Raw genomic sequence first — 12871 nt, forward strand, 5'->3', positions numbered from 1 at the left:
GGAGCAGAGAAGCATGGAAACCGATCTGGAACTGGCCCTGCCGGCCGCATTGCTGCACCCGCAGCCGATCCGGCTGGAGATGGGCATCGAGCGCCTTCCGTCCGGCACGCTGGTGGTTGCCTGCAGAACCCTGATGCCGGGATGCAGCGGCCTGATGTTCGACTGGTGGTTCAAATACTTCGAGAACGAGGAACACCTTCTCTGGTGGCATCCGAACGATCACAAGAGCCATTTCGGATGGGACGCGGTCTGGCAGAAGGGCCGGAACTATATCGGCGCGACCATCCGCGCCGCCGAATCCCTGGGGGATGTTCCGCCGGTATCGGCAACCATCCGCTTTCTGGACCCGCATGCCTGTTTCGGAGATGCGGCACTGGACGATGCCATGGCGCGTGGCGAGGTTTCCGCGGCAGTTTATGCGGGCATCGGTTTTGGCGATACCGTCACGCTCGATCCGGATGGCGTTCCGGTAACCGGCCGCATGATGCATGTAACACGCGACACGCCGGACGGAATGGTGCTCCGCAGCCGCTTTGCCCTCGGCCTTGACGCGGCACGGACGGGGCATGCGGTTTCCGATGAGATTGGCCTCGGCCTCATGAGGCACTGCCACCAGGAATTCAGCTACCTGGCAAGGGCGCTCCCCTCCCTCTACCATGGCGACCGTTCCAATCCCCGGCCACGCGATACCTGGTAGGAGGAAATCGCCGCGCCTGCATCTGCCCATGCATGCGCCTTCACGCTCGCAACGGCCCGGGGTCGCGATCAGCGGGCCCTGATGCGACCTTCAATGCCTTCGAGTATGATGCCGAGGCCGAAGCTGAAGCTGGCGTCAAAGTCCCATTCGGGCGGAGGATCGCGCCTGTCGACAGGCCCATGGCCCCGCCCGGAAATCCTTTCCCGCCTCACCTTTTCCGTGGGAGCCAGCGCCGGGGTCGGATGGGATTGGAAGGCCGCCTGGCTTAGCGTATACCCGGTCAGCAGGAAGAAGGTGCGAACACTGTCCAGTTCGCTCATCCCCTGCGCCTGCAGCGCCTTCTTCGTCACGTCCATGGGAGCGTAGGCAGCCTCCGGTACAACCCCGTCGAGCTTGAGGAGGTCAGGAAGGCCAGGGTGTCGCAGGCACAGATGGCGCAACGCGCCGAAGCAGTAGCGGAGCTGCTCGCGCCAGTCCCCATGTCCACCGTCGAACTGCGTGCTCCTGATCAGCCGCTCGCCAACCGCCGCTATGAGATCGCGCTTGCTGCTGAAGTGATTGTAGAGCGCCATGGGCGTGACCCCGACGGCATCGGCAAGGGCCCTGATGCTCAAAGCGCCCGCGCCGTCGCGGTCGATCAGTCCGATGGCGGCATCGACCAGATTGTCACGAGAGAGATCCGGGCGCCGCGGGTTGTTCCCGGTCGTTGTCGTACGATCCATGCCGGTCCTACCTGGTCACCGTGAAGGTCAGGGCGAGAAAGCTCAGCATTGCGAAACCGGCGCGGGCCACATGAGACCACTCCCACACATTCCGCATCTGCCGCCAATCCCCCTCCGGTGCCGAAAACAGCCCGAAAAACAGGGCGGATGCGCCACCGAGCTCGGTTTGCCCCAGCCAGGCCGCGTTGACCGGATGCGTCACGAGCCAGTAGGTCGCGTGGCATGCGAGGAGCAAACCCAAGGCAGCGGCGACCGGCCAGAAATGCGCGGGAGGCGCCAGATAGAGCAGGATGGCCAGGACGAGCATGCCGCCGACCTCTCCGACAAGCCCCCCGATGGTGAAGCCCGGGTAATAGATGGCCTGAACGGCGCGATAGCTCGGTTCGTCGAGGCGCAACTTGCCCGGAAACTCGAGCGCATGGGCGAGCGAGAGGCCAAAAGTGACCGCGAGAAGCAGCAGGGCGACCATGCATAGCAAATGGAACATGAGCGGCGCACTCCCGATATAGCTGTTATATATACAGTGTATATCTATTCGGCATTTCGCGCAACGCGAAAGCTTGCCGGTCCGGCAGGCTGCCGATCGGGTTCATCCGCAGGGTTCAGATATCTGTCTGCGAGGCCACCCCGTCCGATGCCGGCCTCTCCGCTTACGGCACCATCGCCCGCCGGACATCACGCCCCGGGGCGTTCAATCATCGTCCTGTTCCCGCTCCCTTTTCGGGGAATGGCCGAACCGCCTGCGGTAGCACTTGGAGAAATGCGAGGCCGAGACGAAACCGCAGGCCTTGCCGATATCGACGATCGGCAGATCGGATTTCTGCAGCAGCATCTGCGCCTCCTCCAGCCGAACATGGAGATAGAAGCGCGCCGGCGCCTGTTGCCCCTCGAGTTCGAAAAGCCTCTCGACCTGCCTGCGGGACATGCCCAGTTGCCGTACCAGCACCGTCAGCGGCAGGGGCTGCACGATATTGGCCTTCATGATGGAAATCGCCGCCGCCAGCCGGGGATTGCTGATCTTGATCGAGGAGGTGTCCGGCCTGCGCTGCCGGTGACGGGCGGGGCGCACCTGTTCCACCACATGATGATTGCAGAGCTGCGAGGCGATCTCCGCGCCGAGATCCTGCCGCACCAGGCTCATCGCCAGATCGAGCGTGGCGGTCTGGCCGGCGCAGGTCGTTATGCGGTCGCCGACATCATAAAGACGGCAATCCACCTCCACCCTGGGATAGCGGGCGTCGAATTCCGGCAGATACTGCCAGTGCGCGGCACAGCGCGCTCCATTCAGGAAGCCTGTTTCAGCCAGAAGCAGCGTGCCGCGGCCTGCACCGATGAGCCGCGCGCCGGCGCGGTAGACCTCCTGCAGGTAGCGCTTCACCTTGACCGTGAGGATCTGGCTTGCCGGACGGTCTGACGAAAGGAACAGGATATCCGTCCGCTCGAAGGGACGCAGGCCATGCAGTTCCAGCCCGATATCCGTGCCGCATTCGAGGCTGATGCCCGCATCCGATTCCACGTGGCGGTCCTGAACCGAGACGAAACGCCAGCGGTAGACCTGGCGCTGCGCGAGGCGGTTGGCGTGTTCGAAGGCCTCTATGGCGGCGGAGACGGAGAAAAGGCAGAAGCCGGGAATGAGAAGGAAGGTAACGGCAACACCGGCCTGACCGGCGAGAACGGGGGGTTCGGCCGGCCTGGGGGTGGCGCTCTTTTCCTCAAGGCACAACCCGGCTCCCCTGCCGCGGAATTCAGAATGGCTGATAGCTGCGACTGTCATGGCGGTCCTCATCCATCCGAAGCCCGCCGGCCCTGAGGCGCGGAAGGGCTCACACCAAATTCTCTCAGGCACCCCGGGCACCACGCATCGGACGCCTCACCGTCAACTGGCGGGTCCGGCGCGCAAATGCAGGAAGGGATCGGAAGGCCCGGTTCGGTTTCGCTCGGGTCGTCGAGGCGCTGCCCCCCTGCCGGGAAACGCAAGCTCAAGCCCGATCCACCGATCCCCGGCGCCCCGCCTTTCCTCAGCTTTGCGGCCGGGTCTTCTTCGGGTCGTAGTGGGAAAGCGGCACGATGCGTGCGGGAAGGCGCTTCTGCTGTCCATCGAGCTTGCCCACCTCCAGTGCCGTTCCCGTTTCCGCATGGGCGACATCGACACGGGCGAGTGCGATGTTCTTGCCGAGGAGGGGCGAGCGGACGGAGGAGGTCACTTCGCCCACCTGCGCCCGTCCCACATGGAGGCTGTCGCCATGGCCCACGTCGACGCTGGACTCGATCTCGAGGCCGACAAACCTGCGGACCGGGTGTTCCTTGCGGCGGATGAGGGCCTCCCGGCCGATGAAATCATCCGTCTTCGTCTTGAGCGGCACGGTGAAGCCGATGCCCGCCTCGAAGGGATCGGTCTGATCGGAAAAATCATAGCCGGCGAAGATCAGCCCAGCCTCGATGCGCACCATGTCCAGCGCCGCAAGCCCCATGGGCTTCAGCCCCAGATCGCCGCCATGGGTCCAGACCGCGTCATAGACGGCAGTGCCGTCCTTGGGATGGCAGAAGATTTCGAAGCCGAGTTCGCCCGTGTAGCCGGTACGCGACACCACGACCGGGGCCCCGTCGGGGCCGCCGATGCGGCCGATGGTGAAGCGGAACCAGCCCAGCTCGTCGATGGACGGCTGGTGCGGCGCGGTCCAGATCATCCGTCTCATGATCTCGCGCGAATTCGGCCCCTGGACCGCGAGATTGTGCAGCTGGTCGGTGGAGGAGCGGACCATCACGTTGAGGCCGAGCTTTTCCGCCTGCTCGCGCATCCAGATTCCGCCGTAATCGTCACCGCCGATCCAGCGGAACTGGTCGCGGCCGAGGCGGAACAGGGTCCCGTCGTCGATCATGCCGCCGTGCTCGTAGCACATGGCGGAATAGACCACCTGTCCCTGTGAAAGCTTCTTCACGTCGCGGGTCAGCACCCACTGCATCAGCGCTTCCGCATCGGGGCCGGTCACCTCCCACTTGCGCAGCGGCGAGAGATCGAGCACCACCGCCTTCTCGCGGCAGGCCCAGTATTCCTCGATCGCACCATGGGCCGAATAGACCTGCGGCAGCCAGTATCCCTTGTATTCCACATGGTGCCGGGTCTTTTCCGCGATACGCTCGTGGAAGGCGGTTTCCTTGGTCATTTTCGGCTCCGAGGCGGGCGTGGGGCGATAGGCGACCGAGCGGGAGAATTTCTCCTGCCCGGAATAGGTCCGGACATGGATATCGCTGAGATACCAGCCATTGGCCGGCGAGGTATCGTCAGGACAGGCCGAATTGACACAGACGATGTCCGTCAGCGCCCGGAAGAGAACGTAATCCCCGGGCCGGCTCCAGGGCTCGTCGCTGACAAGCACCCCATGGGCGTCGATATTGGTGTTGAAGAAGAGGTTGACCGCCATCCAGCCCGGCCGCGGATCGACCCCGTGGTCCTTGAGCGCCCGGTTGAAATTGTCGGAGCAGTTCGCATGGCCGGGATAGCCGATGTCGTCGTAGTATTTCGAGGCGCAGGCCATGGCGAAGGCATCGTGCCGCCCGACGGTATCCTGCACCACCTCCACGAGGGGCACCCAGTCCTGATCGTAATACTTGGAGTGGAGGCCGGGCATGGAATAGGCGTGGCCCATCAGGGTCCGGCTCGTGGTCACATCGAGCGCATGCTGAATGCCCTTGTCGAGCTTGCGCGCATCGAAGCACTGGAAATCGGTGCACTGGCGCCCGTCGACATCGATGATCTGGATATAGTCCCCGGCCTTCACGAAATAGCTTTCGGCGGTGGCGGACCGCACGCGAAGGTCGAGAACCGGATCGGCCAGCGGATCGGGAAGGTCGAACTGACCCACCAGGCGCGGCGAGGCGCGCTTCAGCAGCACGGTGACGGGTGTCGCCGTATCCTGCGCGTCCGGGGTCATCGGCAGGCCGGGCGCTGCCACCAGCAGCCAGCCATCGTCGAGCGCGGTGAATGCGGCGGAATCACCAGCCCGGGAATCGGCGCCGAACAGGTGGATTGCGCCTGCTTTCGCAAGATCGATGCCACGGATCTGGAGGCCACGGCGAAGACGGCCGAGCCCCTCGCCCGCCGTTTCCCCGGCCGCCAGCATGGCTTTCAGGCCCGCCGCCGAGCCGTTGGGCGCCTGGCCGAGGATCGCCGCGTCGATGCGGCCATCGAGCCCTGCGGCGACCATCTCCACCGGCTGTCCGCCCTCGTCGTTGAGGATGGTCACACGGTCGCCGGTCTTGATCTGAAGCAGCGACGCACCCCCGCCCTGGACCACATGCCGCTCCTCGCCGTGATGGCGCGAATAGCTGCGCGGCGTCAGGATTCGGGAAGGGCGGGGTGGTCCCGCGATGACATCTGGATAGGCAAGAGCTACCATGTTCGCCTCGCTTCATAGCCGGATTTTTATCACAAGGAAAACTTGTTCATTCTCATTAAATACCGACTCCCCTGCCGGAGACAAGCGGCAAATGCGATGGAAGCACGAATTTGCGCCTCCACGAAGGCATCTCCCCTTGAATTCAAACAGAAATTTTCGCTATCGCGCTATTGCGCGTCGTCCGGGCGGGGACCGAGGCCATTGCGAAGGCTCTGGGTAAGGCCCCGCTCTGTCTTGGGGCTGACGCCGAAGGCCGCCTGGTAGTGGTGCACCATGCGGCTGACCGTGGGATAGCCGACGGAGGCGGCGATCTCGGCGATGGGATCGTTGGTATAGAGAACCCTCTGCCGCGCCTTTGCGAGCCGCAGCCGATGATAGTAGCGCAAGGGGCTCTGCCCCGTTTCCTGCTTGAACTGGCGATCGAAGTGGCGCCCGGAAAGACCGACGGCAGCAGCGATGTCGGGAATGCGCAGCGGATCCTCGATATGGCTTTCGAACAGACGGATCGCCTCGCGGATCTTGCCCGTCAGGCTGTCTTCCGTGGCGCCGAGGCGGGCGACGGGGACCTTTTGCGAGGCATCCGCATCGCGCACGAAGGGATGCTGGAACCAGCAGGCCACCTCGGTCATGCAGTCGCGCCCGAGGCGCTGCTCGATGAGCTTCAGCATGAGGTCGAAGACCGCTCCCGCGCCCGAGACGGTGTTGCGCCGCCGCTCCTGCACGATCACGGACTGGGAGGCGGCGACATCCGGGAATTCCGCGCGGAAGGCCGCCTCATAGCACCAGTGCACCGAGCAGGTGCGGTCGTCCATGAGACCGGAGCGCGCAAGCGGAAAGATGCCGCCCGAAAAGGCGCCGATGGTGATGCCGGTCCGGTCGAGCCAGCGCAGCCGGGCGCGCCCCCGGCGCGGATCGGAAAACTCCGCCGTGGGAGGAGACACGAGATAGAGATGGTCCAGACCGTCCGCGTCCTGAAAGATCATGTCCGGCTTGAAGCCGAGTTCGGCCGAACAGCGCACGGGCTCATCCGTCTCCGCCAGCAGCCGCCAGACAAAGGCCCGTTGCCCGGAAATTTCGTTGGCCGCCCGAAGGGGTTCGATGGCCGAGGTAAGGCAGGCCATCGGGAAACCCGGAAACATCAGGAATCCGAGACGGAGCGGACCTTCGGCTTGCATCAGTCTTCCGGCCACCATCCGGGCGAGGTGGGCGCGCCGTCGTCGTAACTCGACAGCCATTCGGCCATCGCATCCCGGTTTCGCAGGAAGCCCTTGTAGGCGGCGAGATCGGGGTGAATGTCGCGCACCACCCGGTGCAGGCGCCGGCCCCATTTCGGGACTGTCACCAGTTCCTCGAACTTTCCGAGATAGGCGCGGATGGAAAAGGCGATCGCATTGGAGCGCGGCAGCCGGAACAGTGCCTGCAACTCGACCCGGAGATGCATCATGTGGCCCATGTTCTCCTGGTTCAGCGTGGTGCGCATGTAGCCCCATTCCGGATAGGTTTCCGGCGCCGTATCGAGCAGCGGATTGACGGTCATCGTCCAGTTGAAGCGGCGCACCGGCGCACCATGCTGGAGCTTCAGCAGGAATTTCAGCGCGCGATCGAAAATGCCCTTCTCATGGGCAAGCGGCACCGGGGCATGCCATTCGTGGAAGTTCATGCCGATGTCGAAATCGAGAGACCAGTCCGCCTGGGTCGTCACCATGCCGGCATCCACCCACAGCGTGCCCTCGCGCTCGTCCTGCAGGGTGAAATCGCCCTGTGTCTGGCGGGTGATGTATTCCATCGGCCCGCAGGGCAGCGTGGTTTCGTCCAGAAAGGTAAAGCTGTGGTCGATGCCGAGCGGCCGGTTGATCCAGCGCCAACGGTCGCCATTCTTCGTCAGGCTGAACCATTGGGGATATTCGCGCGCCTTGGACTCCATGATGAGTTCGAGAAGATCCCATCCCGCCAGGGTCATGTGGGGCAGCGACTGACAGCGCAGCGGGTCCTTCGCCAGGATGCGGGCGCGGTCGCGCATCTCGCTGACATAGTGCTCGTCCACATCGAAGGTCTTCTCGAAGACAGATCCCTTCCGTCCCGGAACATGCGGCTCCATGTTGACCGAATACATGTAGTCGTCCCGGTCGAAGGGGAAGGGGAAGCGGCGGATTGCGGCCGGAGAATTGCGGTAGGTGAAGTCGTCGACGAAGGTCTCGTCGCGGAAGAACTCATCGAAGGCATATTCGACATCCAGGCTCATTCCGTTCCCTCCTATCGGTCAATCACCAGTGTCCGGCCTTCGAAGCGGCTGACACAGGGCATGATCTTCGTGTTGGTGGCCATGTCTTCCGGCGTGAGCCAGTGGTCGCGATGGTCGATCCGGCCATCGCAGCGCACGACATCCGTCTCGCACTGGCCGCAGGCACCACCCCGGCAGAGATAGGGAGCATCGACGCCCGCCGCTTCCATGGCCTCCAGCAGCGACTGGGTCGAGCCGACGGTGAGGGTCTTCCCCGACCGTTCGAGCGTCACGGCGAAGGGCGCACCGGTTGCCGGCGCGGTGAACTCCTCGAAATGCACCGCATGGGTGGCCCAACCCGCGGTGGCGGCGGCGGAGCGTACCCAGTTCAGCATGCCCTTCGGACCGCAGCAGTAGAGATGGGTGCCGAGCGGCTGCCGGGACAGAAGATCGGCAAGCGGCAGCGTGTCGCCCTGCTCGTCGAAATAGAGATGGACCCGATCACCGTGGGCGGCCTTGAGGCTGTCGCCATAGGCGCAGAGCGCCGGGTTGCGCGTCGCATAATGCAGCTCGAAGCGGCCGCCGAAGCGGGCGAGCTGGCGGGTCATCGCCAGGAAGGGCGTGATGCCGATGCCGCCGGCGATGAACAGGTGCTTGCGGGCGCGGTTGTCCAGCGGGAAGAGGTTCACCGGATGGCTGAGAACCATGTCCATGCCCGGCCTCACATGGCGGTGCATGTAAAGCGAACCGCCACGGCCTGCATCGTCCCTGCGCACGGAGATCTCGTAGCCGGTCCGGTCCTCGGGATCCGACATCAGCGAATAGGGATTGAGCCGGCGGGTGCCGTTGTCGTCCATCTCGACGACGGTGTGCGCGCCGCCGGAGAAGGCCGGCAGAAGGCCGCCGTCGCGGGCGACGAAACGGAAGCGGGTGATCAGGTCGTTCACCTTGACCACCTCGGCCACTCTTACATTCAGCTTCGGGCCGCCACTCATCTGAAACGCTCCACTGGAGGGGGAACCTGCCCCCTGTCTTCCGCATCGATATTGACGCCCTGGAAGGCGGCAAGGCGGCGCGAATAGTGATCGCGCACGAAAAGATGCAGTCCGCAATGGCTGCACTGGAAGGGATCGGTACGGACGTTCTCGGTCACGCCCTTGCAGTGCACGCACTGAACACGGCGCACCGTGGACCCCCGGTGTTCCTTCTGAATGTCGGAATGGGGAAAGCCGAGCGCCATGATGTCCCGTTCGGCCTGACCCATCAGGCCTTCGGTGCCGGTCAGATAGATCTGCGTGCCCATCTGGACGTCCTGCAGCACCCGCGCCAGGCGGAAGAGAAGCGTCGGGACAGACGCGGCCTTCTGTGCCTGCGCGGCCCCGAGCGCGGCAATCCGATCCCATTCGTCGGTTCCGTTCGGCCCGGCCGTGTAGAGGATGTGGCTTTTCGCCAGCATGGAGGCCGCATCCGCAGCCTTCGCGAAGAGAGCGATGACGGCGTCCGCGCCCTCCCCGTCCGCGACGATCAAGTGAAAGATACCAGCCCGGGGCTCTAGCTCTCCGTAAACCGGCCGGCTGCGGATCGAGGGTGGAAACTCCGTCTTCGTCATCGTCACGACACCTGTAGCATGCGGCAGACACCAGCGGTTTTCCGGGCCCTGGAAAGACCGGGCCCGGCATCGTCACGTCGGGCTCAGTCCTGAACGGTGCGCCGCTTCTTGTCGACGTCGTAGAAGGGCAGCGAATGGGTCCTGGCCTTGATGGCGCCGTGGGTGGCGCACTGGACCACCAGATCCGTGTCGTTGTTGGCGCAATCCACGGGAATGCGGGCAATCGCGATGTTGTGCTTGTTGAGCGGCGAATACATGGCCTGGGTGACGACGCCCACCTGCTTGCCGTCCCGCATCACGGGAGCGCCGTTGCCCGGCGGGTTGGTGCCTTCCATCTTCAGGCCCCAGATCTTGAAGCGCTCCCTGCCCTTCAGGCGGTAATGCTCTTCCGCGCCGCGGAACCCGACCTTGCCGGGCGAAACGGTGAAGTCGAGGCCGAGCTCCCACAGCGTGTCGCCGGGGCCTTCGTTCTCGAAGGGATACATTTCCGAATTGTCGAAGGGGAAGAACAGCAGGTAGCTCTCGGTGCGCAGCAGGTCGAGCGTGGTGAAGCGGCAGGGAATGATGCCCATGGACTTGCCCTCGTCGAGGATGCGGTCCCAGATCATCACGGCGTCCTGTCCGCGGCAGAAGATCTCGTAGCCGCGCTCGCCCGTGTAGCCGGTCCGGCTGATGGTGATCGGCTTGCCGAAGAGCGCCGCCGGCATGTGGCTGAAATAGGGGAGCTTGCGGATCCCGGGGATGTGCTTTTCGAGATAGTCGACCGCAAGCGGCCCCTGCAGCGAAAGGTCATGCAGGTTGTCGTCGAAGCGGATCGACACGTCGCGTCCGGTGGAAGCCATGGTGAGCTGCTCGTGGCCCTGCCCCGACCCATGCACGACGGTAAAGCTATTCGGCCCGAAGCGGTAGATGACGCAGTCGTCGATGAACTTGCCGGCATCGTTGAGCATGCAGGCATAGACCGCCTTGCCCGGCATCAGCTTTTCCATGTTGCGGGTCGTGGCCCGCTCGATCACGTGGCTGGCGGCGGGTCCCGAGATATGGACCTTCTTCAGGCCGGATACATCCATCAGCCCGGCCTTGGTGCGGATCGCCATGTATTCCGCGTCCGGATCGCCGTCATAGGACCAGGCGGTGCCCATGCCCGACCAGTCCTCCAGGTTGGAACCCAGCGCACGGTGGCGGTCGATCAAGGTTGAGAAACGCCAGGAATTCGTCATCTGCTTGCTCCCCTTCAGTGTCCTTGTTTTTCGAAAGTCTGAGATGTTTGAACGGGAAAATCAATACTGGAATGCAAGTTTTTTTCTTTGAAGGAAATTTCCGGGAAGGCGGGCGCTCGCCGCCCTCCCGGGGGTCTGCATCATGCGGGCAGCGTGAAGAACCAGTTGGCCCACAGCACCAGCGCGGCACCGGCAACCAGTGTCAGGTAGGGCAGCATCCCGGCCTTGCGCTCGCCCAGATCGCCGTCGGTCAGCCCGAGATCGTCATAGGCTTCCTTGGGGAACCGGCCCCCGTCGCGGAAGTAATGGCGGTACCAGAAGACCGGGATGATGAAGGCGGCAAAGACCAGGCCGGACCAGAGGGCGTTCTCGTAGCCCCAGACCTTGGCACCGGCCCCGAGGAACAGCGCATTGACGAAGGCAAGAACCGTATTCACGGCGATCAGCCAGGTGGGCGCCTTCCACGGGCGCTCCATGTGGGCGGAATCGATGCGATGGATCCAGCCGGCGTTGAGATTGAGGAAGTTGAACAGGATGTAGCCCACGTTCGAGATGGCGAGCACGTAGAAATAGCCCGCGGCATCGGAGGCCAGCGCCAGCAGGAAGACGTTGAAGGTGAAGTCCGTCCACATCGCCTTGGAGGGAACGCCCTTTTCGTTCACGCCCGAGAGGTATCGGAGCAGCCAGCCATCCTTGGATCCCTGGTAGAGCGTGCGGGACGAGCCTGCCAGCGCGGTCATGATCGCCATGAAGAGTGCCATGACCATCAGGATGACGAAGATCTGGGTGACGACCTTGCCGCCGCCGATCATGTTGCCGAGCGCTTCGCCCACGCCCGTTCCGTCGACGATGCCGGTTGCCAGCATGCCCTGCGTGCCCAGCACGCCCTGGAAGGAGAAGGGAATGAGGAAGAAGAACACGCAGCACAGCAGGCCGGAGTAGAAGATCGCCTTGAAGGTGTCCCGCTTGGGATCCTTCAGTTCGCTCGTGTAGCAGACCGCGGTCTCGAAGCCGTAGGTGGACCAGGCCGCGATGTAGAGGCCCCCGAGGAAGAGCGTCCAGCCACCGATGTTCCACGTGCCGTCCTGCCCGGAATAGGCTGCGGAGGGCGGCAGGAGGTTGGTGACGTTGGCGCTGTTGATCTCGCCCGTCACGATCGGCACCAGGCCGACCAGCAGGAGCGGTACCAGCACGATGATGGCAAGCCACTTCTGGGCGCTGGCGGTGGAGGCGATGCCGCCGTGCTGGATGCGCAGGATCAGCAGCATCAGAACCACGCCGATGACGAAGGTGGAGTTGAAATGCAGGGAGCCGAGCCCAGGGATCGGGATAGCCACGAGTTCCCAGGTGCGGAAGGCGGGCGTCAGCGCGGCGACGCCGTCGGCGGTGGCCACGGCCTTGATCGCATCGGGGACCGCCGTGCCGGCATTGGCGGCGATGTAATCGACGACCGCCTTGGTCTCGGCGGTGTAGTTCGAAAGGTTCGCCGTCACCCAGTCGAGCACCGGCTGGCTGTCGGCCGCCGGGATCGGGAAGAGCGCATTGAGGATGTAGCCCGCCGCAATGGCGCAGCCGAGCGAGAGCACCGGCGACCAGGCGAACCAGTTGCACCACACCGAAAGCGGCGCGATCAGCTTGGAATAGCGCAGCCAGGCGGTTGCGCCATAGACGCTGGTGCCGCCGGACTTGTTGCCGAACATGCCGGCCATTTCCGCATAGGTGAAGCTCTGGAGGAAGCCCATGATCATCGAGATGATCCAGACGAGGAAGGCAAGTTTCCCCGTCGTGCCCGCAATCCCTCCGATGGAGAAGAGGACGAGCGGCGGCACGCCTGCCGCGACCCAGAACGCACCTCTCCAGTCCAGCGCCCGGACCATCTGGCCCGACCCAGTTTCCTTCGACATTTCGATCTCCCCAGTAGAACCGACGATGCCCTGACGGTTTGTTCCCCTGTTGTGTCCACGCGTCGGTTGGTTCGGTTGATGATGGCCCTGCGGGCCGTGAG

General features: G+C 64.0%; 11 protein-coding genes. 1 reads left to right on the top strand and 10 read right to left on the bottom strand.

The window, feature by feature from the left end; translation table 11 throughout:
• Nucleotides 1-13 precede the first annotated feature (13 nt).
• Nucleotides 14-697, top strand: coding sequence for a DAPG hydrolase family protein (locus tag GGR23_RS12960; RefSeq protein WP_183366698.1), 684 nt, complete (start codon nucleotides 14-16; stop codon nucleotides 695-697).
• Between the two features lie 68 nt (nucleotides 698-765).
• Here the strand turns inward: GGR23_RS12960 and GGR23_RS12965 are convergent, their stop codons facing one another.
• The 10 genes from GGR23_RS12965 to GGR23_RS13010 form a co-directional block, all read right to left on the bottom strand.
• Nucleotides 766-1419 carry a TetR/AcrR family transcriptional regulator gene (locus GGR23_RS12965; protein ID WP_183366699.1) on the bottom strand — a complete coding sequence of 218 codons (654 nt, stop codon included), beginning with the start codon at nucleotides 1417-1419 and terminating at the stop codon, nucleotides 766-768.
• Nucleotides 1420-1426: 7 nt separating this feature from the next.
• Entirely contained in the window at nucleotides 1427-1906 is a 480-nt protein-coding gene (locus GGR23_RS12970) for a DUF1772 domain-containing protein (protein WP_183366700.1), read from the bottom strand.
• Nucleotides 1907-2110: 204 nt separating this feature from the next.
• A complete protein-coding gene (locus GGR23_RS12975) occupies nucleotides 2111-3193 on the bottom strand; it encodes a GlxA family transcriptional regulator (RefSeq protein ID WP_183366701.1) in 1083 nt (360 codons plus the stop codon).
• A 244-nt stretch (nucleotides 3194-3437) separates the two neighbouring features.
• Nucleotides 3438-5816: a trimethylamine N-oxide demethylase gene (locus GGR23_RS12980; protein ID WP_183366702.1), complete on the bottom strand. Its 2379-nt coding sequence runs from the start codon at nucleotides 5814-5816 to the stop codon at nucleotides 3438-3440.
• A 167-nt stretch (nucleotides 5817-5983) separates the two neighbouring features.
• Complete coding sequence (locus GGR23_RS12985; RefSeq protein ID WP_183366703.1) at nucleotides 5984-6991, bottom strand: GlxA family transcriptional regulator; 1008 nt, start codon at nucleotides 6989-6991, stop codon at nucleotides 5984-5986.
• A complete protein-coding gene (locus GGR23_RS12990; RefSeq protein WP_183366704.1) occupies nucleotides 6991-8058 on the bottom strand; it encodes a heme-dependent oxidative N-demethylase family protein in 1068 nt (355 codons plus the stop codon). Before GGR23_RS12990 ends, GGR23_RS12985 begins: the two co-directional genes overlap by 1 nt.
• An 11-nt stretch (nucleotides 8059-8069) precedes the next feature.
• The gene (locus GGR23_RS12995; protein WP_183366705.1) at nucleotides 8070-9032 is read right to left on the bottom strand and encodes a PDR/VanB family oxidoreductase; all 963 of its coding nucleotides are present in this window, start codon (nucleotides 9030-9032) and stop codon (nucleotides 8070-8072) included.
• Nucleotides 9029-9646 (bottom strand): dimethylamine monooxygenase subunit DmmA family protein, encoded by a 618-nt coding sequence (locus tag GGR23_RS13000; protein WP_183366706.1) that lies wholly within the window; start codon nucleotides 9644-9646, stop codon nucleotides 9029-9031. The genes GGR23_RS12995 and GGR23_RS13000 overlap by 4 nt, the downstream gene beginning before the upstream one ends.
• An 83-nt stretch (nucleotides 9647-9729) precedes the next feature.
• Entirely contained in the window at nucleotides 9730-10866 is a 1137-nt protein-coding gene (locus GGR23_RS13005) for an aminomethyl transferase family protein (RefSeq protein WP_183366707.1), read from the bottom strand.
• A 140-nt stretch (nucleotides 10867-11006) separates the two neighbouring features.
• Entirely contained in the window at nucleotides 11007-12770 is a 1764-nt protein-coding gene (locus tag GGR23_RS13010) for a trimethylamine N-oxide permease (protein ID WP_183366708.1), read from the bottom strand.
• Nucleotides 12771-12871: the final 101 nt, after the last annotated feature.

The sequence above is a fragment of the Gellertiella hungarica genome (genome assembly GCF_014197145.1).
GTDB classification, from domain to species: domain Bacteria; phylum Pseudomonadota; class Alphaproteobacteria; order Rhizobiales; family Rhizobiaceae; genus Gellertiella; species Gellertiella hungarica.